The 20,784-nt window shown below is 42.9% G+C and carries 28 protein-coding genes; 9 read left to right on the top strand and 19 right to left on the bottom strand.

The features are described 5' to 3' along the window. The coding region (locus tag NKMY2_RS10310; protein ID WP_052347575.1) for a PQQ-dependent sugar dehydrogenase at window positions 1-1,227 on the top strand (1,227 nt) is incomplete at its 5' end. 60 nt (window positions 1,228-1,287) lie between these two features. After that, the gene (locus tag NKMY2_RS06605) at window positions 1,288-1,494 is read left to right on the top strand and encodes a hypothetical protein (protein WP_042686216.1); all 207 of its coding nucleotides are present in this window, start codon (window positions 1,288-1,290) and stop codon (window positions 1,492-1,494) included. On the opposite strand, the gene NKMY2_RS06600 is transcribed toward NKMY2_RS06605, so the two are convergent. The 5 genes from NKMY2_RS06600 to purQ are packed head-to-tail and all read right to left on the bottom strand — an operon-like array spanning window position 1,491 to window position 6,441. Further along, complete coding sequence (locus NKMY2_RS06600; protein ID WP_042686214.1) at window positions 1,491-1,880, bottom strand: hypothetical protein; 390 nt, start codon at window positions 1,878-1,880, stop codon at window positions 1,491-1,493. The two genes, NKMY2_RS06605 and NKMY2_RS06600, sit on opposite strands and share 4 nt — an antisense overlap. A 45-nt stretch (window positions 1,881-1,925) precedes the next feature. Further along, window positions 1,926-2,171 (bottom strand): Lrp/AsnC ligand binding domain-containing protein, encoded by a 246-nt coding sequence (locus tag NKMY2_RS06595; RefSeq protein WP_042686212.1) that lies wholly within the window; start codon window positions 2,169-2,171, stop codon window positions 1,926-1,928. A gap of 1 nt (window position 2,172) precedes the next feature. Further along, complete coding sequence (locus tag NKMY2_RS06590) at window positions 2,173-3,606, bottom strand: amidophosphoribosyltransferase (protein WP_042686209.1); 1,434 nt, start codon at window positions 3,604-3,606, stop codon at window positions 2,173-2,175. Beyond that, window positions 3,599-5,764: a phosphoribosylformylglycinamidine synthase subunit PurL gene (gene purL / locus NKMY2_RS06585; protein WP_042686206.1), complete on the bottom strand. Its 2,166-nt coding sequence runs from the start codon at window positions 5,762-5,764 to the stop codon at window positions 3,599-3,601. Before purL ends, NKMY2_RS06590 begins: the two co-directional genes overlap by 8 nt. Next, entirely contained in the window at window positions 5,761-6,441 is a 681-nt protein-coding gene (gene purQ / locus NKMY2_RS06580; protein WP_042686203.1) for a phosphoribosylformylglycinamidine synthase subunit PurQ, read from the bottom strand. The genes purL and purQ overlap by 4 nt, the downstream gene beginning before the upstream one ends. A gap of 118 nt (window positions 6,442-6,559) precedes the next feature. On the opposite strand from purQ, the gene NKMY2_RS06575 reads away from it, so the two are divergent. Next, the gene (locus NKMY2_RS06575) at window positions 6,560-6,979 is read left to right on the top strand and encodes a CBS domain-containing protein (RefSeq protein ID WP_042686200.1); all 420 of its coding nucleotides are present in this window, start codon (window positions 6,560-6,562) and stop codon (window positions 6,977-6,979) included. Here NKMY2_RS06575 and purS read toward each other — a convergent pair. After that, window positions 6,976-7,230 (bottom strand): phosphoribosylformylglycinamidine synthase subunit PurS, encoded by a 255-nt coding sequence (gene purS, locus NKMY2_RS06570; protein WP_042686319.1) that lies wholly within the window; start codon window positions 7,228-7,230, stop codon window positions 6,976-6,978. The genes NKMY2_RS06575 and purS overlap by 4 nt on opposite strands. A 78-nt stretch (window positions 7,231-7,308) precedes the next feature. On the opposite strand from purS, the gene NKMY2_RS06565 reads away from it, so the two are divergent. Both NKMY2_RS06565 and tatC read left to right on the top strand, forming a co-directional pair. Next, complete coding sequence (locus NKMY2_RS06565; protein WP_042686197.1) at window positions 7,309-7,779, top strand: hypothetical protein; 471 nt, start codon at window positions 7,309-7,311, stop codon at window positions 7,777-7,779. 44 nt (window positions 7,780-7,823) lie between these two features. Continuing rightward, on the top strand, window positions 7,824-8,624 hold the full coding sequence (gene tatC, locus NKMY2_RS06560; RefSeq protein ID WP_042686195.1) for a twin-arginine translocase subunit TatC: 801 nt from the start codon (window positions 7,824-7,826) through the stop codon (window positions 8,622-8,624). A 68-nt stretch (window positions 8,625-8,692) separates the two neighbouring features. On the opposite strand, the gene NKMY2_RS10305 is transcribed toward tatC, so the two are convergent. After that, window positions 8,693-9,136, bottom strand: coding sequence for a hypothetical protein (locus NKMY2_RS10305; protein ID WP_157832477.1), 444 nt, complete (start codon window positions 9,134-9,136; stop codon window positions 8,693-8,695). Window positions 9,137-9,323: 187 nt separating this feature from the next. Between NKMY2_RS10305 and NKMY2_RS06550 the strand changes: the two genes are divergently transcribed. Further along, window positions 9,324-9,557 (top strand): Sec-independent protein translocase subunit TatA/TatB, encoded by a 234-nt coding sequence (locus NKMY2_RS06550; RefSeq protein ID WP_042686193.1) that lies wholly within the window; start codon window positions 9,324-9,326, stop codon window positions 9,555-9,557. Here the strand turns inward: NKMY2_RS06550 and NKMY2_RS06545 are convergent, their stop codons facing one another. Continuing rightward, on the bottom strand, window positions 9,558-9,986 hold the full coding sequence (locus tag NKMY2_RS06545; protein WP_042686191.1) for an SRPBCC family protein: 429 nt from the start codon (window positions 9,984-9,986) through the stop codon (window positions 9,558-9,560). 6 nt (window positions 9,987-9,992) lie between these two features. Then, window positions 9,993-10,547 carry a UbiX family flavin prenyltransferase gene (locus NKMY2_RS06540; RefSeq protein ID WP_042686188.1) on the bottom strand — a complete coding sequence of 185 codons (555 nt, stop codon included), beginning with the start codon at window positions 10,545-10,547 and terminating at the stop codon, window positions 9,993-9,995. Window positions 10,548-10,692: 145 nt separating this feature from the next. On the opposite strand from NKMY2_RS06540, the gene NKMY2_RS06535 reads away from it, so the two are divergent. Beyond that, window positions 10,693-11,784: a formate--phosphoribosylaminoimidazolecarboxamide ligase family protein gene (locus NKMY2_RS06535; RefSeq protein WP_042686186.1), complete on the top strand. Its 1,092-nt coding sequence runs from the start codon at window positions 10,693-10,695 to the stop codon at window positions 11,782-11,784. On the opposite strand, the gene NKMY2_RS06530 is transcribed toward NKMY2_RS06535, so the two are convergent. Further along, window positions 11,781-12,206 carry a bifunctional nuclease family protein gene (locus tag NKMY2_RS06530; RefSeq protein ID WP_042686182.1) on the bottom strand — a complete coding sequence of 142 codons (426 nt, stop codon included), beginning with the start codon at window positions 12,204-12,206 and terminating at the stop codon, window positions 11,781-11,783. The genes NKMY2_RS06535 and NKMY2_RS06530 overlap by 4 nt on opposite strands. Before the next feature lie 133 nt (window positions 12,207-12,339). On the opposite strand from NKMY2_RS06530, the gene NKMY2_RS06525 reads away from it, so the two are divergent. Next, window positions 12,340-13,530 carry an RNA-guided endonuclease InsQ/TnpB family protein gene (locus tag NKMY2_RS06525; protein ID WP_042686179.1) on the top strand — a complete coding sequence of 397 codons (1,191 nt, stop codon included), beginning with the start codon at window positions 12,340-12,342 and terminating at the stop codon, window positions 13,528-13,530. A 333-nt stretch (window positions 13,531-13,863) separates the two neighbouring features. After that, a complete protein-coding gene (locus tag NKMY2_RS06520) occupies window positions 13,864-14,679 on the top strand; it encodes a hypothetical protein (RefSeq protein ID WP_042686174.1) in 816 nt (271 codons plus the stop codon). Here the strand turns inward: NKMY2_RS06520 and NKMY2_RS06515 are convergent. From NKMY2_RS06515 to NKMY2_RS06470, 9 genes are all read right to left on the bottom strand, one after another. Continuing rightward, window positions 14,676-14,930 (bottom strand): hypothetical protein, encoded by a 255-nt coding sequence (locus NKMY2_RS06515; RefSeq protein WP_042686170.1) that lies wholly within the window; start codon window positions 14,928-14,930, stop codon window positions 14,676-14,678. The two genes, NKMY2_RS06520 and NKMY2_RS06515, sit on opposite strands and share 4 nt — an antisense overlap. Window positions 14,931-14,966: 36 nt before the next feature. After that, window positions 14,967-15,242: a DUF5615 family PIN-like protein gene (locus NKMY2_RS06510; RefSeq protein ID WP_042686168.1), complete on the bottom strand. Its 276-nt coding sequence runs from the start codon at window positions 15,240-15,242 to the stop codon at window positions 14,967-14,969. Window positions 15,243-15,435: 193 nt separating this feature from the next. Next, window positions 15,436-15,816, bottom strand: a complete 381-nt coding sequence (locus tag NKMY2_RS06505; protein ID WP_420887349.1) for a DUF6659 family protein — start codon at window positions 15,814-15,816, stop codon at window positions 15,436-15,438. Window positions 15,817-15,968: 152 nt separating this feature from the next. Continuing rightward, a complete protein-coding gene (locus NKMY2_RS06500) occupies window positions 15,969-17,537 on the bottom strand; it encodes a coiled-coil domain-containing protein (RefSeq protein WP_042686164.1) in 1,569 nt (522 codons plus the stop codon). A 97-nt stretch (window positions 17,538-17,634) separates the two neighbouring features. Then, window positions 17,635-18,123, bottom strand: coding sequence for a 2'-5' RNA ligase family protein (locus NKMY2_RS06495; RefSeq protein WP_042686160.1), 489 nt, complete (start codon window positions 18,121-18,123; stop codon window positions 17,635-17,637). Then, window positions 18,123-18,488: a cupin domain-containing protein gene (locus tag NKMY2_RS06490; protein WP_042686156.1), complete on the bottom strand. Its 366-nt coding sequence runs from the start codon at window positions 18,486-18,488 to the stop codon at window positions 18,123-18,125. Before NKMY2_RS06490 ends, NKMY2_RS06495 begins: the two co-directional genes overlap by 1 nt. Before the next feature lie 15 nt (window positions 18,489-18,503). Further along, complete coding sequence (locus tag NKMY2_RS06485) at window positions 18,504-18,902, bottom strand: hypothetical protein (protein ID WP_052347573.1); 399 nt, start codon at window positions 18,900-18,902, stop codon at window positions 18,504-18,506. 538 nt (window positions 18,903-19,440) lie between these two features. After that, window positions 19,441-19,896, bottom strand: a complete 456-nt coding sequence (msrA, locus tag NKMY2_RS06475; RefSeq protein ID WP_042686148.1) for a peptide-methionine (S)-S-oxide reductase MsrA — start codon at window positions 19,894-19,896, stop codon at window positions 19,441-19,443. 43 nt (window positions 19,897-19,939) lie between these two features. After that, on the bottom strand, window positions 19,940-20,719 hold the full coding sequence (locus tag NKMY2_RS06470; RefSeq protein ID WP_042686144.1) for a hypothetical protein: 780 nt from the start codon (window positions 20,717-20,719) through the stop codon (window positions 19,940-19,942). Window positions 20,720-20,784: the final 65 nt, after the last annotated feature.

The following is a 20,784-nucleotide window of genomic DNA, read 5'->3' as shown; positions in this document are numbered from 1 at the left end:
GATACGGACGGTGGAAAAGCAATTGAAAACCGAATTTACAAGTACGAGTGGGACGGAAATAATTTGATCAATCCAGTTTTGATAAAGACACTTCCTAGTGATAATTATTATCATAACGGGGGAGCGATGACTAACTTTGACGGTCAAGTATATGCAGTAATTGGAGACAATGGCAACTATGGCAGATTGCAGAACAGAGCGACAGAGTGGAAAAACGACACCAGTGTGATTTTAAGAATTGACCCGCCGGGGCAGTATTACGCAATGGGGGTCAGGAACAGTTTTGGAATCACGTTTGATCCCAACACTGGAAGCATGTGGGATACGGAAAACGGGGATGACGAATATGACGAGATCAACCTTGTTCCAGAAAACTTCAACAGTGGGTGGATTGAGATAATGGGACCTGCAAAAAATCAAGAGCAGGTTGACGCATTACCAAAATACGGAAATTTTGTTTACAGCGACCCAGAATTTACTTGGCAAAAACCAGTTGCCCCAACTGCTATTTCTTTTGTAAAGTCTGACAAGCTAAAAGATTATGAGGACAGCGTATTTGTCGGAGACTGCAATACAGGCAACTTGTACAGATTCAAGCTCAATTCAGACAGAACCGGTTTTGTCTTCGAGTCCCCAGAACTATCAGACAAGGTTCACAACGTTGACGAATCGATGGACGAGATTTTATTTGGCACTGGCTTTGGATGCGTGACTGATATCGAGGTAGGCCCAGACGGACTAGTCTACATTGTGTCGCTTTCAGAGGGAAAAATATTCAGAATTCTTCCAAAGGCAGTGGCAGAGGAGTCAGGCCAAAAGTCAGACGCAGGTGGTGGATGCCTTATTGCCACTGCCACATATGGGACAGAGTTATCCACACATGTGCAGATGCTTCGAGAAATACGAGACGGTGTTTTGTTCAACACTGGCTCTGGGACGACTTTCATGGCAGGATTCAACCAGTTTTACTATTCATTTAGCCCAACCATAGCAGACTGGGAAAGGCAGAGTCCTGCTTTCAGAGAGATTGTAAAAGTAGCTATATTCCCGATGCTCTCCACCCTATCAATTCTAAATTACGCAGATATTGACTCAGAGCAAGAGATGCTAGGATATGGAATCGGAGTCATACTGCTAAACTCTGCAATGTATTTTGTCATGCCCATGTTTGCCATTGTAAAGATACGACAGCATTTTAGCAAAAAGAGCAATTCAAAACAGCCCTAACCAGTCACGTTTAGTGCGCCAAAACAAAAATTTATCAATGAAATTTCCCCCACATACGACATGAGAGACATCAATGACATCATGCCCAAGATCCCAAATATGAAGTGGGGTGCGCTAACTAACAAGTTCCCTACAAAAAACAACGTAAACGAGCTAGACAAGCTGCTGCCACACGACAAAAAATGGCACACCGTATTTGATCTTGAGGACCAAGTCTATGTTGACGACGTCCGAGTCTGGAAAAAAGATAAAAAAGCTTGGACCTAGGAGCCCATCATTCCAGGAATCTTTGGCGGAATTCGATACGGCTTTGTTACTGAAATTCCGTTATCTGCCGTGACCTTTACTTGGTGCAACGAGTTTTCAGACGGAGGAGACAGGATTACTTTTTGACCTGGAGTCAGAGTTCCAAGACTTAGGACGTGCCCGTCACCGTAATTTACGACCACGTTGGTAAGAGGCTTTGCACCAATGTTTTGAACCATGACTCTTGCAGTGACAAACAGATTCTGCGGATCCTTGAACGGGTCTACGTCAATCTCATAGTCTTGTGACGAAAGGGTTCCTTTGGATAACGAAATTGCAATCACACCCCCAATTCCGGCAATTACCGCGATTCCAATCATTATGAAAAACTTGTACGATGAAACCATCAAATGTGGAGACGCAGTACTGATTTAAAAATAGTTTAACTTGGATTATTTTCCGCCCTGTTCTGGAATGGTCGAAAGGGTGCTCGTAGATACAACGTGCGGAATTTTTCGGATTTGCTTGGTTACAATATCCGATACTATTTTATGGGTCTGACCCTGGACCTTGACGAAAATATCATACATCCCGTATGTTCCGTGCGCCTCTTTTACCCCGTCAATTTTTAGAACATCTCGCATCACATCCATTTCGTGGGCCACCTCACACTTTACTAGGACAAACGCGATTTCCATTTTATTCGCCTTTCATTTCCTCTCTTGACTTGAATATAGGCTTTATTCCCAGCGTAGAGTAATCCCCGCTTGTGCACGTAAAGCACATCGAATCAAGCGGTATGCCGACGGCATTTGCCAGATTTTCCGCATCATTATATCCCAAAAAGTCAGCACCGATGTCCCGGCGTATTTTGTCAATTACTTGCTCATCAGTAACACCATCACCTATTACCCCAGTCGCCAATTCGTCCTGGGATGGAAAGTCGATTCCTGCATAGCACGGATACTTGATTGGTGGGTACGTGATGAGCATGCTAATTTTTCTTGCGCCTGCCCGCCTTAGCGCCTTTATGATTGCCTTTGAGCTTGTACCCCGAACTAGGCTGTCATCTATTACAACCACGTGCATCCCGGCAATGATCTCTGTAATCGGTATGATCCAGCGATTTATCTCGACTCGGTCGCTTTGGTGCGGCTCGATGAAGCTTCGCAGTGGCCCCTTTTTGCTATACCTGTCTTTGAGTAACCCTTCATCAAACTGTATTCCAAGCTCCTGCGCGTATCCGAGGGCTGCAGGCCTTGCAGAGTCGGGAACCGGGATTACCAGGTCTGCGTCCTTGATTGGAAACTTGCGGGCTAGAAACTGGCCGATCCTTTTCCTTGCCACGTAGATGTTTGTCCCCTCCATTCTAGACGTAGGGTGTGCAAAATATGTAAATTCAAACGAGCAGTGTGCGTGCTTTTTTTCTTCTGAAAACATTTCAGACTCCATTCCAGAGTTGCTAAACTTCAATAGTTCTCCTGGAAGGACGTCGCGGACAAGTTTTGCGCCAATTGCAGTTAGGGCAGACGACTCGGATGCGACGATTGTTACCTGCCCATCTTCTTTTGAGCCAAGAACCATCGGCCTAAATCCTCGAGGATCGCGAGCCGCATATACTGCATTATCATCAGATACAAAGGTAAAGCAATACGAACCGGCCATCTCATTTTTTAGGATTGACAGCGCACTTCCAAGCTTGCCGTTTGTAGACATTAGAGAGACCAGCCTTTGGGCAGCCACCAGCGTATCACTTGCATTTTGCGGCGTAAACGTGCATCCCCCAACTAGGTTTGCAAGTTCTGCAACATTTGCTATGGTTCCATTGTGGGCAATGCACAGATCCTTGACCTTTAGCGGCTGGGCGTTTTCCAGGTTGCTTTTTCCAACAGTAGAGTACCTTACATGCCCTATTGCAGCAGGCGATGCGTATTCTTCGGTGATTTTTTGATATTCGCCTGATGCGCCAGATACAAGCCCCAGTCTTTTGATTGGCGCTTTTTTTGGAATCGCAATTCCCCATGCTTCCTGACCTCGGTGTTGCAGTGCACGTAACGCGTCAATTACCATTGGGATTACGTTTGTTCCGTCTCTGCTGAAAATTCCAACTACGCCGCAGTTTTCTTTAACCATGCAAAACCAAATCCTTCAGTGAATTAAACCACTTGTCATGTGCCTTATCAACGCTTAGTTTTACAATCACTTTTTTGCTTTTGGAAAACATGATGCTTTTTCCTTCAAACTTGCCAATTATGCCAAAGGTTACGTTCTTTGCCCTCAGATACCCCAGTACGGCGTCAAGGTTTGATTTTGATACAGACATCAAGTACCGAGAATGACTCTCAGAAAACAAAACATTGTCATCGGACATCTTTGATGACGGCACGTTATCAAGTGACACAGTACACCCAATGCCGCTAGTCATAGCAATTTCAGAGACTGCAGTTGCAAGTCCGCCCTTTGAGCAGTCATGAACGTTTCTTGCCCACTCGTTTTCAATTATGTGTAGTACTGATTCCATGTTTCGTTTTGACTCTGCAAAGTCAACTACTGGGCATTTTCCTCCAACAAACTCATGAATGTATTCATAGTATTCAGAGCCGCCAAGCTCGTCTTTTGTAGCTCCAATCAGAATCAGAATGTCTCCCTGCTCGGACTTTTGCGTGTGCAGTGGTTTTTTCTCAATTAGCCCCAGGACACCAATTAGCGGGGTTGGCTTGATTGGCCCCTGCGGGGTTTCGTTGTACAAGCTTACTTTTCCACCAACGCATGGGATGTCAAAGTGTTTTGAAAATTCAGATATTCCCTTTAGTGACTCTAAAAATGTCCAGAAAATTTCAGGGTTTTCAGGATTGCCAAACTGCAGGTGATCAACCATCCCAATCGGTGTGGCGCCGGTGCACACCACGTTTCTGCACGCCTCTTCAAAGCATCCGATTGCGCCGTTTTTTGGATCAATGTAGCACTGCTTTGGGTTTCCATCAATTTTTGCAGCCAGGTATTTTCCGTTATCCAAACGCAGTACGGCAGAATCCATCCCGGGCTTCACTACGGTTCTGATTCCAACCTCGTGATCATACTGGCCATATACCCAAATTTTGCTTGCAATGTTTGGACAAGACAGCAGCCTCATGAGTGTTTTAGAGAGATCAGAGGCAGGTTTTGGCTCCTTTCTTTTTTGTAGTTCTTTAAGATATGCCGGCTCCTTTGACGGCCTGTCAAGAAGAGGCGCATTTGCAACAATTTCAGCAGGCATTGATGCAACGATTGTGTTGTTGTTTTTGACCCTCATCATTTTGTCAGACGTTACCTTGCCAATGACAGAACAGGTGACTCGGAATTTTTTGCAGATGGATTCAAGTTTTACGAGTTTTTTCTTGTCGGTGATAATCAGCATTCTTTCTTGAGATTCAGATGTCATTATCTCCCTCGGATTCATACCAGGCTCTCTTGTGTGGACGCGGTTCACGTCAAGCTCAATTCCGATTCCAAGGGTGTCCGCGGTTTCCGAAATTGCGCACGAAAGACCGCCTCCTCCCAAGTCCTTTAGCGCCTTGATGCATCCCTCGTTTCTTGCCTCAAGGGTTGCCTCGATGATCAATTTTTCAATAAAAGGATCCGGGATTTGCACTGCAGAGCGGTCTTCTGTTTCAAGCGAGTCTGACGCAAACTGGGCGCCTCCTATTCCGTCACGCCCTGTCGAGCCCCCAAGCAACACCACCAAGTCACCTGCATCGGCGTGATTTTTGATCAATCTTTCTTTTTTTCCAAACCCAATTGATGCGACGTCAACTAGCGCATAATTTGCATAACATTCGTCAAACTCTACCTCGCCGCCGATGGTCGGAATGCCAAGGCAGTTGCCATAGTCTGCAATTCCAGTTACGGCATTTTTGAACAGCCACCTTGCTTGGGAATCTTTTTCTATGTTCCCAAAACGAAGTCCGTCAAGAAGTGCAATAGGTCTTGTGCCTGCAGACAAAATATCTCGAATCACCCCTCCCACCCCAGTGGCTGCGCCCCCATATGGCTCGACAGCAGACGGATGGTTGTGACTTTCTATGTGGACGGTTACGACGTATCCATCCCCTACATCTAGCACCCCAGAGTCAAATCCCTTTTCCCGGATTACCCGCGGTCCAGACATTGGAAGCATTTTGAGATGCTTTTTTGAAGACTTGTACGAGCAGTGCTCAGACCACTCTGCAGCAACGATGTGTGCTTCGGTGTCGTTTAGTTTTCTTTTAATTTTTTTTGAGAGATAGTCTAGTTCCTGTGGCTGCAGACTCATTTTCTTGCACCAACAGTAGTAATCAAAGACTCAAAAATCACAGATGCGGGTTTGGAATCTCGGGGGTTGATTTCAGCCTCAACTGCACGCTCAGGATGCGGCATCATGCCAACTACGTTTCCCTCCTTGTTGCAGATTCCGGCAATGTCAAACACAGAATTGTTTACGGATTCTCCATACCTAAACACAATCTGGTTATTTTTCTTTAGCATGGCAAGTGTGGCTTTGTCTACATAGTATCGCCCCTCGCCATTTGCAATAGGTATTGGGATCCTCTCCTTTAGCGCAAATTTGTTGGTAAACGGAGTCTTGTTGTTTTCCACTATGAGCTCAGTCCATCTGCACATGAAGTTAAGTGACGTGTTTTTTAGCAATACGCCAGGCAAAAGCTCAGACTCTACTAATATCTGAAATCCGTTGCACACGCCAAGAACTGGCATTCCCTTGTCTGCCATCCTCTTGACATCTGCAATTATTGGACTGTGTGCTGCAATCACCCCAGCCCTAAGCCTATCACCGTAAGAAAAACCACCGGGCAGGACGATAGCATCCAGATCCTTGGGTAGCTTGTCCTCATGCCAAAAATATTTCACATCTAGTTTGAAAACGTCAAGCAAAACGTGGTACATATCGCGATCGCAATTACTTCCTGGAAATACGACAATGCCGACTTTCACACGGTGATTTGTACGACGCCATTAATTAATTAAATCACAAGGCTCGGCAGTCTACCCTGTGAACGCCAGTATGAATCACGACAAACCTTTTTTATCTTGAAAATACGCAAAACGAATCATGGGCCAAGTCCGAGACATAATGAACAAGCAGGTAATCACCATATCAAAGGAAAAGACGTGTTTGGAGGCAGCATCATTACTTCAGGAAAAAGACATCAGCTTTCTTGTAGTAACCGAGGGCCAAAACCCAGTAGGAATACTAAGCGAGGCAGACTTTGTTAGAAAACTCATAGTCAAGAACAGGCTTGCATCCGACGTACCAATATCTGAGATAATGTCCCCCAAGTTCAGATGGGTTGAGCCAACTACGCTAATCGAGGATGCGGTGCAAAAAATGCTAAACAACAACATCAGAAGGCTGCTGGTACTTGAAAACGAAAAGCTGGTAGGGGTCATCACGCAGACAGACCTTGCATCTCATTTGAGGAGCAAGCTGCTCATAGACGAGACAATAAAGTCAATTGGAAAAGAAGACTAGTTCACTGTGAATGTGACCTTGCTTACCATCGGGTTGTAGATTCTAAGTTCGTTGCAGAGTTTTTGAACTGTTTCTTCTGCAGTCTTTTTGTTGGTGGTACTTATCTGGAATCTTAGCATTTTTGCCGATCGTATTTTTTTTACCGATGAATAGCTACCCTTCAGGACCAAGTCGTTTAGGATTGTAGCGCCTTCAGGATCACTTATTCCGGGTTTGTTTTCAATTATAACTTGGACCTCAAACATCGGCATGACGAGATTTGCCATCGGTCTAATATATTCGCAATTTGACAGAGCCATTTTATATGACATCAAAACTCAGGAATTGCAGTGACTCGCCACAGATACTGGAAAATAACACCAGATGACATTCAAAAGTATGATTATGATCAAGCCAAGGTGTTAAACTGGGAAATCAAGGGCGTGAAGGAGCCAGAAGAGGACGCAAGATTCATCGGAGTATTTCTGTACAAAAGAGGAACTCCAATTGACTATACCCCGACAAAAGGAATCGTACTATACCACAACAACATTCTAAAAAAAGAAGTTGATGAGGCTACAAAATTCATCAAAGATAGGTTCGGTGGTGACGTAAGGGACAAGGGAACTCGTATATTTTTGGAAGGCTCTAAAGAATTCTATTCAGGAAAAGAAGTGGGCCAGTTTGCAAAGGACTTGGAGACACGGTTCAACCTCAAGGCCACCATTTCAATAGAGTTTGAGAGCCTTACAGAAGAGGAGCGAAAAAAATCAGGCCTACCTGACGCAAAACTGTTGCCAATACCTGGAAACCACAGCTAAAAACCAGTAACCTAAATTAGAGATTTGGCGCATTAAAACATCAGATGTCTGAACTACATGGAATTTTTCAGCACATATCAGAGCTGCGAAAAAGAGTAACAAGAATAGCAATTGCAGTAATCATCATCATCATATTTATTCTCACGTTTAGACTTGAGCACTTTGTTTACAATGGAATTACACTTTACTATCCCATTCCAGAGCCAGTCAACAACATTGCGGCACAGATAACAAACCACATGCGGCAAGAACTTGTGCCAGAAAGCGTTCAGCTTATCCAGACAGCTCCGGGCCAGGCATTTTATGCGCAAATGTATGTCGCAGCGATTGCTGGAATTGTACTGTCCATGCCAATTATCGTAAGAGAGTTTACCGCGTTTATCAGGCCAGCACTAAAGGAAAGTGAAGTCAAGGCAACCCGTTCAATAGCAATTCCGGCGTTGGTTCTTTTTGTATCAGGTGTGGTGTTTTCGTATTTTACAGTAATACCGTTCATGTTAGATTTTCTGTACCAGTACGGGGAAGCATCAGGACTGATTACGTTTTTGAACGTGATGGATTTTGTATCGTTTGTTTTACAATTCTTGCTTGCCTTTGGAGTTGCGTTTCAGCTCCCACTAATCATGTATGCTGCAACAGCATCAGGAATCACAGATGCCAAGTTTTGGCGAAGAAACATCAGGTACGCGATTGTTATTCTAGTGATTATTGGAGCAGTAGCCACTCCCGATGGGAGCGGTGTCACGATGTGGTTCATTTCAGGACCCATGATTGCTCTATATCTGGCAGGCATGGTAGTAATAGAAAGACGAGAATTGAGAATTAAAAAAACCCAACAGAGATAGCCCAAGGTCATTTTTTGACTCCCGAGAAATCATCCGTTTTATTAAAAAAAGAAGCGGCGTCTATACAGTTATCTTTTTGATTTTTTCAAAGCTTTCTTTGTTGTTTTCTTCAAGATCTTTTTTGATTTCTTCAAAGATTTCTTTGTTGTTTTCTTCAAGATCTTTTTTGACGTCTTCAAAGCTTTCTTTGTTGTTTTCTTCAAGATCTTTTTTGACGTCTTCAAAGTTTTCTGTGATGACTTTGCCAGTGTTTTCTTTGGCAATTGCACCTTGCGTCTTTTTTGCCAGGCTAGTCCTTGCTCGACGCTAATATCCACGCCTTTCTCGAATCCTTTTTTGCCAAGTTCCACTCCTTTGTCGAATCCGATTTTGCCGTATTTTTTGCCGAGTTCGTATCCTCTCCTGGCACCTATTTTTCCATATTTTCTGCCAAGTTTTACCCCTTGCTCGAGGTCTTCTTCAGCAGCATCTCTTAGTGTTTTGAATAATCCCATATGAGTTTCTATTCTCACACCACAGTATAACACGTGCTTACATTTTTGTCAGCTTTATTGACAAATCTGTCAGGTTTTTAGAAATCAGATTTTCCAAAATCACATCAGAAGGATCTGCTAAAGTCAGACTTTGATTTGTTGACATCAACGAGGTCAGATTCAAGAACATAAAAGACTTAAATCTCATCCGGGACATTAGTAAGCAATGATACTACAGAATGTAACCAACGCTGGAATCGGTATGGGCGAGATCGTCTTTATCATAATAATAGCAGCGATTCTGATATTTGGTGCAAAGAAAATTCCAGAACTAGCAAGAACACTTGGAAAAGCCAAAGGCGAATTTGAAAAAGGAAAATTAGAATCAGATAAAGAACTCAAAGACCTAGAAAAGAAAGAGCACAAGGAAAAGAAAGAACCAAAAGAAAAGAAAGACTAGTTAGTTTTCAGCTAATTTAGCAAACTCATCAATTATTTTTGTAAACTCTATTTTGATTTTTTCGCCAGAGAAGACGGATAAGATTTTCAAAAAACCGCCCATCTTGATGTCTGCATCGACTATTAGTTTTGTTGCCTCGTTTGCCTTTTCGTATTTTTCCATGATGTGAGTTCCTTTTGCATCGCCACCAATTACAAAAACCTCATGCGTTTCTGGATATTTCGTGACGTGTTTTGTCATCATCACAAACTCCCGATTACCAAGCCGGAGGTGCTCTTCGACTATTGCGGTGTTCTCCCTAACTGACCTTACTCTAATTGACGGGAAATATCTTGGCATGATGTTTTGAAAGTTCTCAAAGTTTGCCACGATATCAAAGACGCGGTGCCGCTCGGCATGGATTATCTTTTCAATGTGAACTTTTGGCAATACTAGCTAAGTTCCCCATCTTTTGTATAAATTATGTTCAATGCCAAACTGGTCAAGGCATTTACCGACAGTATGATCAATTATTTGCTCAATTGACTTTGGCTTGGTATAGAACCCCGGAACTGGCGGTAGTATCACGACCCCGAGTCGCGCAAGCTTGAGCATGTTTTCGAGATTTATGGCAGTAAGAGGTGTCTCCCTTGTCACCAGAATTAGTTTTCTTGACTCCTTTAGTGTGACGCCAGCTGCCCTTGCGACAAGCGTCTCGTCATAACCATTTGCTATGCTGGACAAAGTCTTCATACTGCACGGAATCACAATCATCCCATCGGTTCGGTATGTACCGCTCGAGATCCCAGACGCCAGATTAGAGTCGTCAGAATACTGGGATGCCAGGTTTTTTACGTCGTCAAGCTTGTAGTCAGTCTCCATTGCAAGGCATTTTTTTGCCCATTCTGTGATGACCAAATGCGTTTCAACCCCGCATTCCTTGAGCGCCTCAAGTATTCGCACGCCATAGATTACGCCAGTGCTTCCCGTAATTCCAATCACAAGCTTCATTGGTATTATTTGGTAGAGTGATTATTTTAAGATGTAACGAGTTATTGCCCCAATTAACACTAGGTTCGCATCCTGTTGGGCACCATCCGTCCAAAGAAAAAAGAGCCTTTAATTATATTACCAAAGATTTGCAGTCAATTTGTCCATGATAAAGCCTGCAGAAATTCATAAAATTGCAGACAAGTACTCTGACTTGAGAATCGGAGTTTTGGGAAGCCATTCCGCGCTAGAAATCATGGACGGGGCAAAAGACGAGGGGCTAAAAACAGTGGTGATTTGCCAAAAGGGCAGAGACATACCTTATCGAAGATTTCAGAGAATCGCAGACGAGATAATCGTAGTCAACGACTTCAAAGACATGGCATCGCAAAAGATGCAAAAGCGCCTAGTTGATACAAATACGATAATAGTTCCCCACAGGGCACTAACAGCATATTTGGGATACGAGACCATAGAAAGCAAATTCAAGGTCCCAATTTTTGGAAACCGCTCACTGTTCCAAGCAGAGGAACGAAGCCACAAGAAAAACCAGTACTATCTGCTTGAAAAATCAAATGTCAGATACCCAAAGCTTTTCAAAACTCCAAAAGACATAGACAGGCCGGCAATAGTAAAGGTCCAAGAAAAAGGCAGAAAGTTAGAGCGCGCATTTTTCACAGTATCATCATACGAAGATTATAAAATAAAATCAGAAGACAGGATCAAAAAAGGAATCATAGCACGAGACGACCTCAAAAAGGCAAGTGTCGAGGAACTGGTAATCGGAACATACATGAATTTCAATTACTTTCACACACCCATTTCAGACCAGGTGGATTTTATCGGGATAGAGCGCAGACTGCAGACAAACGTGCATGACTATAACGCGATTCCAGCAAAACAGCAGCTTGACATCAACATAGACATACAAAACATCGAGGTAGGCCACACCCCTGCAAGCATAAGGGAGTCATTGCTAGAAAAGGTGCTAAAGATGGGAGACAAGTTTGTGGCAGGCGTGCAAAAAGTATACCCTCCGGGAATAATTGGCCCGTTTTCACTACAAAGTGTCATCACAAAAGACTTGGAGCTAGTAGTGTACGACGTATCGCTCAGGGTCCCAGGAAATCCAATTGTTGCGACCACCTCACCATACACAAAATACCAATATGGAGAAACCTTTGGCGTTGGAAGAAGAATAGCAATGGAAATCAAAAAGGCAAGCCAAGAGGGAAGGCTTGCTGAAATTCTAACCTAGACCTCGAGGCTTTTCTTTAGGAGAGTTTTTCTCACAAGAATCGGGATGTTGTAAAACACTCCCAACGCAACCGCATCAGAGGCCCTATAGTTCCTAAGAACGATGTCCTTTTTGCCAGTAAAGTAAAGATTTGCGCGCAGGACGCTTCCGCTCTCATACACTTTGACCTTTACCAGATACAGCTCGTTTTCCTCGCATAGCTGCTCAATCATGTTGTATATGGTCGGCAGGTTGTCACGCTTTCCCTCGACAAAACTCTTGATGTGCCTTGCCACCTCTCCAGAAAATGCGCGCATATGAAATTCCTTTTTATCATCAGATTGCAGAATGATTATTCCCTCCAGTGCATAGGGATCAATAAATCCAACATGAGTAATTTTTGCAGTGGAATAGTCGGGCTCTTCTTTTTGATCTATGTTCAACGACTCCCATTAGACTTTATTTCTTATAAAGATAGGTAGTGGGTAATCTACGAGACCTAAACTCCGATGTCATTCCGAGGTTAACATCTAACACAACGGATCGTTTTAATCCCAAAATCTACCATATGCCCCATTGCCTGTCAAGTCAGTGCGGCAAAACTTTGATCCCAACTCGGAAATATCCTCGATGATGAAGACGTTCCGCCAGATGGTGAACCACTGCATAAGAATCGGTCTTGAAAACAACTGCTCTACGCTAAAGAGATTATCCAGTCTGGCATACCACACACTGCAGGATTATGATATAATGTCGTACTACAAGCTGACTGCAATCTCGCAAGCATGTGGAAGAATGTCCCAGATGAAAAGAGACATCAAAAAAGGCAGAAATCCAAAATCACCGTTTGTGCAAAAGCCATGTCTCGTATCATGCTATGGATTCAAGATCAACGGAATGTTGCTATCATTCCCAGTACGTAACAGGGAATTTGCAAACATTCTGCTAAATGATCATCTGATCAGAATTTTATCAGACCAGTCCATCACGCCTAGATCATTTACCATAACGCCCCAGTCCCTGTCAATATCGATTGCCAAGGATGTTGAGCCAATCCAGACGGAATCCACAATAGGAGTAGATAGGAACCTGAGAAACATCACATTCGGAAACGGCAAAGAAATAATCCAGGTAAACACGTCTGAGATGCTCAAAATAAAGGAGAACTATTCCCATGTCAAGTCCACATGCACACGAAACGACCACCGAATCAGAAAAAAGGTTTACGGAAAACTTGGAAAAAGACAGGCAGACAGGATAAGGCAGAGAATCCACAGAATGTCAAAATCAATAGTAAACTATGCCAAGAAAAACAAGACTGCGATAATATTTGAGGATTTGAAAGGAATCAGAAAACTATACCGAAAGGGAAACGGCCAGGGAAATAAATTCAGAAGAAAGCTAAACTCGTGGTCTTTTTACGAACTGGAAAGGCAGACATCATACAAGGCAGCATGGGACGGCGTTCCGTTCTATAAGATAGATCCAAGATGCACCAGCACGCTATGTCCGGCATGCAGAGGGAGACTCCAAGTGGACAGGCAGAGACGTCGGGATTTGTGGTGCGGTAGTTGCAGGCGATGGCGCGACAGGGATGTCGTTGCCGCAATGAATATTGCTTGCAAGGGGTTGCACAGGTTTTGCAATCCTCAAGGTGACGCAGTTGAAGCGATGAGGGGGAACCTGGAAGAGCCGGCAATCCTCAGAGTCGATGTGTCAAAGTTGGTCACAGACTGGAGCGATGAGTGCATTGTTCAGGTCTTGTAGATTACACAGAACCTAAATATACAACTTATTTTCAAAAAAATGAACAAGTTATCAGTCCTACGCGGCTCTTAAATGCAGAAAATACAAAATTAGAATATGCAAATCGACATACCGCTTCCGTGTCCATCGTGCGGCGGAAAAATGTATTCAGTCGGATATGAAGCAACACTGAAAATACTGAAAAACAGAACTTGGCACGTATGTAAGGAATGCAAGTTCACAAGAAATGTAGAAGATTTCAAAAAAACACTTTGTTGTGCTTGACAAAGTGAACCAACTTCTTTAGAATTTTAAAAGATACGATTTAATCACACCGTAAATCAGGCAGTAATGATGTCAAAAGACGACACCGGACACGACGGCAGGCTTTTGATCACGTTGGGCTTTGCAAGCATAGGCATCTTGTTTTTAATTTATGCAAGACTTGGCGGAACAACGGTTACGCCAGATGCAGTGTCGGCAATAGAAAGAATCGGAACGGCATTTTACGTAATGCTGCTCGTAGCGCTCGGTGCAATCGCGTACGGCATGTACCAGTACCACAAGCAGAAAATTCTCAAAAACGACGACAGCCTCTTGTCAGTGATTGCAAAAATTACGTGGAATTCCAAGTCAAGAAAGATATTTTTGGCAACATTTGTCTCATATGGCGTGTTTTTTGCCCTGACATCTGGGACTTTGGTGTACCAGCCAGACGTCATTTTCTCAAAGCATTATGACGTTACAGTGCCATCTGCACACATAACCCCATGCTGTGGCGAGATAGGGTATGTTCCAAAACTCATAGTATACATCACAGAGCAGGTAGGGCTGCAGGTAATTCCCATAAACCTGATTTTGCAGATAATTGTTTCATATTTAGTCGGGCTAAACACATCAGTTGCGGTAAACGCGTTTTCCATTTTGAAAAAGAATACGGGCATCGGCGGGATAGCCGCAGTAACGGGTCTGTTTATTGCGTGCCCCACATGTGCCGGAACGTTTCTTTCATTGTTTGTTAGCGCGTCAGGTGCAGTTGCGTTTACTCTGGCAATTACGCAGCTTCAAACAATGTTTATCGCAATATCGATTCCTCTTTTGATAATAACGCCAATAATAATGGCAAGAAAAATCAGAAACAGCGGATGGAGCTGTAAAATAGAATCCTAGGTTACAAACTTTTTGACTTCCGGAATTTGCCAGTTCCCTATGTCGTATCCGTCGCGCCTCAGATATTTGAGCGTGAGCTTGTATATCAGCTCATCATGATCAACTTGCGCCAGTATGTCAGACCAGAGAATTTTTCCGTTTTGTTCTATCATTTTTTTAAATTCCGGGTTTAGGGACTCTGCGACCTGCACACATTGATCAAAGGTCTTGCCGTTCTTGTATGCCCTAGTACGGGTGTCACAGCTGTCCATGGATATCATAAGACATTGAAGGATAAAAGCTTAGACTCAGGACAGGGTTTTGAGTTTCTCAACTACGATTTTGAAGATTTCGTTGTTGTCAAGCAGTATGCATGGAAGGTTGTTTTCTGCGCACGCCTGACCGCTTTCCGTATCGCGTGTCACCAATATCATTTGGTTTTCCCGTGCATAGTTAATTATGGAGTAATCGGTTCGGAGTTTTTTCCCCTCGGCGAGCAGCTTTTTTACAGAATATGCCTCATATCCAAGACTGCGCAGTTTTTCATCCATTCCGTCGTCCATTTCGTCGACAAGTATTTTCATGGTCGTTCTTTGGAATTTATTTTTCCGTATTTATCTCTTGAAATCACGGATGTAGTGTGCCCAATACCAAAGGCAGAATGGTAGATAGCCCAACTAGCCCGCCAAGCAACAGAATCACGTGTTGTATGTCCACAACATTGCTACGCGCAGGTACATTGTAATGTCAAGGGTGTTTGGAATAAACAGATTATATTTACAGGTGCATCGTGATTTTTTTGGCACGGTTAATTATCGCCATTTTCTTAGTCGCGCTAAGCTCAGGCTCCAGTGTAAAGTAGACTGTTTTCCTTTTTGGATAAATCACTATCTGGGTTACCTTTTCTCGTTCAACTTGGACATACCTTACTTTGCCCAGCCCTTTGTCAAATTCCTGTCTCATTTTTCTCCTTTGGGCAACCTGAACGCAGAAATGCTCTTCTTCCTTTTGGGTTTTCAGAGAGGTCTTTCCTTTTTTCATTATTGACTCAAGGATGTTTCCCTTTAGATCGATTATTGCGGCAAATCTCATACTTGGGTCCATGTTTACCAAGTCTTCAACGATTTCAGTCAGGGTTGCCTTTTTGTACGCGTTCAATTTCTTGCAACTAAAAATCCGCCCAATATAATTGCTAGAAATGCCAGAGGTAGTTTTCTGATCGGGTTATAACACAATAAAAATAGAAACATGCATACCATTGAAAAATTTTGCAGATCAGCCATATGACTTGCAGAACATATGAACTGGCGTCAACTAGGACTTGATTTGTTTGTGATTTTTTTCAGATCAGCTGCTTCTTTTTTTATTCCCTGCTCTAGTTCTTTTTTACGCCTTTTTAATTGCCTTATTTTTTGGGTTTCTAGTTTTTTCGTGTTTGATATGGACGACTTTTGCTCCATTACCTGTTTTTCAAGACTGGATTTTTCCTTGCGGATTGAATCTAATTCAGATTCGGCGGAGGTTATTTGTTGCTCCAGCGCTTTTCTCTCCAAGACAATTTTTTCCAACAGTTCAGTTTCCTGATTTATTTGCGATATCGAGGAGGCAGTTTTTGCAATTTTTTTCTTCTGGTCTTCAATTTTGCTTGTGAGTAGTGATTGTTTTTGTTTGGAAGATGCCAGATATTTTTCATAGTTCGTGATGTTTTTGAGTAGTTTTGCCTGCATGGCAACTTTGGCAGACTCTTTTTTGACCTGGGTTGCAAGCTCGGCCTCTCGTGCCTTTGTAGTCAGCATTATGGATTCAGATTCAGCACGTATGTTTTCAAGACGCTCTTTTTCAGAGTGTATGCGCTGGGCAGCTTTTGCCTGCTCTGCCAATCTCTGACGCTCGATTTGGACTTTTTGCGCAATTTCTTGCTCTTCTTTTGTTATTTCTAACGAGATTTTCTGGTATTCGTTTTTTACATAATCTAGTGCATCTTTTTGGTTTTGAAGATCGTCAGACAGCCTGGCTTGTTCCCGCTGCAATTGTAAGACTATCTCATCGCGTACTTTTTTTGCTTTTTCCAGCTCAGACTCCTGAGCTCTAATTTGCTCGGCGATCTTTGTTTGCTCCGATACGCTTTTTCGCTCCAGTTCAATTTGCTGTTCAAGTCGCGCGTGCTCGATTTTTACTTGCTTTTCAAATTCCTGCCTGTTCAAAATGATTTGCATTAGTTTTGATTGTTCGATTTTAAGTTCATCAGCTTCTGTTTTTTTCTCATTGAGTTTTTCTTGTTCAGTTTTGATTTGACTTTTGACTTGTTCCAACTCATTTGATTCCACTGGAGGCTGCCAGCCTTTTGGCATTGCGCCGTGTACTGGTTTGGATTTTTGCAGCTGCATGTCCAGTCTTGCATCTCCAAGGCGGGTAATTTTCTCGTTCAGTACAGATTCCAGATTTGTTATCTTTTGGTTTGCAAGCATTACCTGAGACTTGAGATTGTCTATTGTTTTGTTAGAATCGTTTTCTCGGCTCAAGTCACTTGGATTAATTTTTCCTCCAACCTTGGATTCAAGATACGCGCGGTCTGAACGATAAAGCGTTTTTCCCTGCTGAATGCTCTCCAAGATGAACTGCAGTCTGCCGGTGTCGCCTTTTCCCGACGCAATCAGGTTTTGGATCTTAGTCAGGAGGTTTTCCTCGACTAGGGGTTTTTTGGCAACCCCTATTTCGTCTGCAAGTTTTGCATTTAGGTATTTTTTATCAGAATCGTAAAGATTCCTGCCTTCTCTTAGCACGGTTAGAATGTGATTCAGTCTTCCATAGTCCCCCTTGCCGGAGGCTATTAGATTCTTAACAAAAGATTGAGCTTCATCTGGCGATAAGATGGCCATGTTCTTCTGTTTTCCTATACAGGGCTAGTATTTTAATAACTCAAAACTTGAATTAATTTAACAAAACGTGCATCATGATATGCTTCATAAAATAATTTTATTTGAGAACCACGCGATCAATTACCTCCCATTTTTCCACGTTTCTGGAGGACGTAATTACGGCAATTTTATCAAACGTAAATTTTTGTTTTATTCTTAAGCCGTCTATGATTTCTTGTTTTTCAGAGTTGCTCATTTTTTTGTATATCAGGCTGATGTGTGGATTGAATCGATATTGTGTGCTTTGACGAATGTTTTCCTTTACGGTATCGTGGATTTGTTCTAGTCTCTGATTTTTTTCCACATTGACAAACACTGTCTTCCACAGACTGTCAGAAAAGTCCAAACCAGTTGCCATCACTGTGAACTTTCCCATGTTTTTGCAGTTTTGAATGGCAAGTTTTGCATCAGAGACGCTCCGTATCCCGCTATACATTGTGATGTGCGGATTAAACGTATGGGAGTGATATTTTTTCCCAAGCTTGCAAATTATTTGGAACAGATATTTTGCGTCTTTTGTTGCAGGCTCTGCCCAAATAGAAAACATCAGATCATCTTTTGTGTAATGATTGCCCGGTATTCAGGATAGTCAGTTGCAGAATAATCCTGTTCAAATTCCTCAGCAAAGACAGAATCGGTAATGGCAGTAATCATGTGAGGGGTCATCGGAGGCGTAACGATAACAAATGGTGCACGGAGGGTTTGCGTTTTTTCTTCACCAATTTGCAGATTTTTTTCTCTGTATTCAATGAGCCCAGACATCAAGAAATGCTTTGATTCAAAATCATGGTAATGACCGCCACGTGAGAACCCTTTTTTCGTCTCTACGAGGTTGATCCTCTTGTTACCGTATCGGAGCATCAGTATTTTTCCCCTGACATCGCTTGCCTCTTTTTCAAATTGCAGTTCCATGGTTTACGATAAACTCTACACGGACGGTCCCACGTTTAATGTCAACGAAAGTGTGGGAGACAGTGCAGAGGGATTGTCAATGCTTTCCCAGACAAATATTGTTGCGACGTATTCCCCAGTCTCGTCTGGAGTCCAGGACAGTGCGGGGCTAAAAGATTGCGCCGGAACCAATTTGCCAGTAAGCCACGACAGGGACACGGTGACACCGTCCTCATTTTGTATCTGTACGATGTACGCAAAATCTTGCTCTATGTCCTGATTGTTTCTTAGGTCTGCAGTTATTTGCACCTGCTTTCCGACCTCAAGTGACATTGTTTTTTGCTTATCACCAAGTATGACTTGAGATTCGGCATACGCGTGATTTGCCGTTAATATGAACAATAATCCAAATATTACAAGACTGCGATATTTCATACAAAAACTTGCCAATCCCTTTTGATAAGTTATTCTAATTGACAGTGGCGTTTTCAGCGTGATTTACAGCACAGTCAGTAGAGCAAAAGTTTGATGCTCGGTTTTGGAACTCTTTTCCGCAGTTTTTGCACTTCACATAATGTTGGCATAAAAAATGAAATAATAAATTAACTGTGAAATCCCAAAATTGGGAACATTGCTTAATTTCCATTGTTGGGAATCAAATTGATCTTGTTTTTGGAATCACCGACTCGAGGCAGGTTATTCCCAAACTGGTTTTTTCATGCATTTTCAGCCAGATTTTCAGTCTCATCATTTAGCAGAATGGGGTCAAATGCGCCCAGTATAAACAAGGCAGCAGAACCAGAAGGGATTCCAAAATCACATACACACGATGGAATTTCTGCTTAAAAGAATCGAGGATAGTTCGTTGGTTTGTGTTGATAGATGGGCGGGATGGTCTGGCACGGCATTAATCCCATCTATCTAAAACAGTTAGACGTATTTTTGTATAAAAAAGCCGCGAAGAAATCATTCATCATCCAAGGCCGCACTTTGCGTAATATTGCTGATGGTATTCCTCTGCCTTGTAAAACTCCTCTGCAGGCTTGATTTCAGTAGCTATTTTTTTGCCAAGCTTGCCTGATTTATCCAAATTTTCTTTTGACTGCCTTGCGATTTTTTCCTGCTCACCATCGTGGCAAAATATGACAGAACGGTATTGTTTTCCAACATCAGGCCCCTGCCGATTAAGCGAGGTTGGATCATGGGATTGCCAGAATACGTCCAATAGTTTTTCGTATGGCAGTACGGCTGGATCAAACTCTACTTGCACTACTTCGGCGTGTCCTGTCATATCGGTGCACACGTCTTGATACGTGGGGTTTTTTTGCCATCCTCCGCTGTATCCCACCGCAGTTGACGTGACTCCTTTTGTTTTTCTAAATATGTCCTCTACACACCAAAAACAGCCCGCACCAAACGTAGCTTTCATGCATTAATCACAACGCACTGCAATTAAAATTGTTATCCAAGTATTATTTTTCATACAGATACACGTCCAGCTTTGTCAGTGGAAGGCTCAGTGTGTCAGGAACTACGATCAAGAGTCCAGAATTTTCATCTACGTTTTCGCATGTGCCACTAAAGCTTACGTAGTTTTTGCCAAAACACCCCATGCCCCCATAGTGTTTGAATTTAGCGTTTTGCTCATCATAGTTTACTTGCTCAGATATTGACGGGACAAAATAAACGTCAAAGCCGACAGATTCATCGTTTATTCTAACGCTGTAATCAAACGAGGCAGCATCTTTTGAAGTGCAGATTGGGATGAATTGTGAAAATCCTGTTTTTAATTCATCTTCGTGTTCCTTGTCGCCCTGTTTGCTTTTGACTGGGGTATACATGGTAATGTTTGGATCCGGACTCTTTTGTTTTCCTGCAAGGTATTCTATTTGGTGGCGTATCACGTCTGCGCCAAATCTTGCATAGTGCGGCTCCCACACATCATGGCAGTCAGTGTTATCGTGCTGGACTAGGATGTATGATTTTCCATGAACAGATCTTACTTCATCGACGCTTGTTTCTTTTGCCATCTCCAGTCTTGCTTCCGGCCGGAGTGTTTGCTCTTTTGTTTGCGACCAAACATTTGTTATATCATACACTATGTTTCCAGGGTAGCTCCTCCAGTCTTGGAGCAGGTGGACGTAGACTGACTGCTTGTTGATTGCCTGTTGTTGCAAAACAAATGCGCTTGTGATGTAATAGGTGACAATTATTCCGATGATCACAAGTATTACGACGTGAAGAATCCTCATCGAATGCGTTTGAATTTCATAGCCTTTTGAAAGTTCCTATGGTTCCACGTGTGCATTATTCAAAT

Source organism: Candidatus Nitrosotenuis chungbukensis (assembly GCF_000685395.1).
GTDB classification, from domain to species: Archaea; Thermoproteota; Nitrososphaeria; order Nitrososphaerales; family Nitrosopumilaceae; genus Nitrosotenuis; species Nitrosotenuis chungbukensis.
Note: the sequence above shows the minus strand (reverse complement) of the source record. Positions and strands in the feature narration are given on the sequence as shown.

What these genes read in the sequence shown, in the direction of transcription:
- NKMY2_RS06605 (WP_042686216.1), top strand. Translation starts at nt 1,288, where the DNA reads ATGAGAGACATCAATGACATCATGCCCAAGATCCCAAATATGAAGTGG.
- NKMY2_RS06600 (WP_042686214.1), bottom strand. Translation starts at nt 1,880, where the DNA reads ATGGTTTCATCGTACAAGTTTTTCATAATGATTGGAATCGCGGTAATT.
- NKMY2_RS06595 (WP_042686212.1), bottom strand. Translation starts at nt 2,171, where the DNA reads ATGGAAATCGCGTTTGTCCTAGTAAAGTGTGAGGTGGCCCACGAAATG.
- NKMY2_RS06590 (WP_042686209.1), bottom strand. Translation starts at nt 3,606, where the DNA reads ATGGTTAAAGAAAACTGCGGCGTAGTTGGAATTTTCAGCAGAGACGGA.
- purL (WP_042686206.1), bottom strand. Translation starts at nt 5,764, where the DNA reads ATGAGTCTGCAGCCACAGGAACTAGACTATCTCTCAAAAAAAATTAAA.
- NKMY2_RS06575 (WP_042686200.1), top strand. Translation starts at nt 6,560, where the DNA reads ATGGGCCAAGTCCGAGACATAATGAACAAGCAGGTAATCACCATATCA.
- purS (WP_042686319.1), bottom strand. Translation starts at nt 7,230, where the DNA reads ATGCCGATGTTTGAGGTCCAAGTTATAATTGAAAACAAACCCGGAATA.
- tatC (WP_042686195.1), top strand. Translation starts at nt 7,824, where the DNA reads ATGTCTGAACTACATGGAATTTTTCAGCACATATCAGAGCTGCGAAAA.
- NKMY2_RS06550 (WP_042686193.1), top strand. Translation starts at nt 9,324, where the DNA reads ATGATACTACAGAATGTAACCAACGCTGGAATCGGTATGGGCGAGATC.
- NKMY2_RS06540 (WP_042686188.1), bottom strand. Translation starts at nt 10,547, where the DNA reads ATGAAGCTTGTGATTGGAATTACGGGAAGCACTGGCGTAATCTATGGC.
- NKMY2_RS06535 (WP_042686186.1), top strand. Translation starts at nt 10,693, where the DNA reads ATGATAAAGCCTGCAGAAATTCATAAAATTGCAGACAAGTACTCTGAC.
- NKMY2_RS06520 (WP_042686174.1), top strand. Translation starts at nt 13,864, where the DNA reads ATGTCAAAAGACGACACCGGACACGACGGCAGGCTTTTGATCACGTTG.
- NKMY2_RS06515 (WP_042686170.1), bottom strand. Translation starts at nt 14,930, where the DNA reads ATGGACAGCTGTGACACCCGTACTAGGGCATACAAGAACGGCAAGACC.
- NKMY2_RS06510 (WP_042686168.1), bottom strand. Translation starts at nt 15,242, where the DNA reads ATGAAAATACTTGTCGACGAAATGGACGACGGAATGGATGAAAAACTG.
- NKMY2_RS06500 (WP_042686164.1), bottom strand. Translation starts at nt 17,537, where the DNA reads ATGGCCATCTTATCGCCAGATGAAGCTCAATCTTTTGTTAAGAATCTA.
- NKMY2_RS06495 (WP_042686160.1), bottom strand. Translation starts at nt 18,123, where the DNA reads ATGTTTTCTATTTGGGCAGAGCCTGCAACAAAAGACGCAAAATATCTG.
- NKMY2_RS06490 (WP_042686156.1), bottom strand. Translation starts at nt 18,488, where the DNA reads ATGGAACTGCAATTTGAAAAAGAGGCAAGCGATGTCAGGGGAAAAATA.
- NKMY2_RS06485 (WP_052347573.1), bottom strand. Translation starts at nt 18,902, where the DNA reads ATGAAATATCGCAGTCTTGTAATATTTGGATTATTGTTCATATTAACG.
- msrA (WP_042686148.1), bottom strand. Translation starts at nt 19,896, where the DNA reads ATGAAAGCTACGTTTGGTGCGGGCTGTTTTTGGTGTGTAGAGGACATA.
- NKMY2_RS06470 (WP_042686144.1), bottom strand. Translation starts at nt 20,719, where the DNA reads ATGAGGATTCTTCACGTCGTAATACTTGTGATCATCGGAATAATTGTC.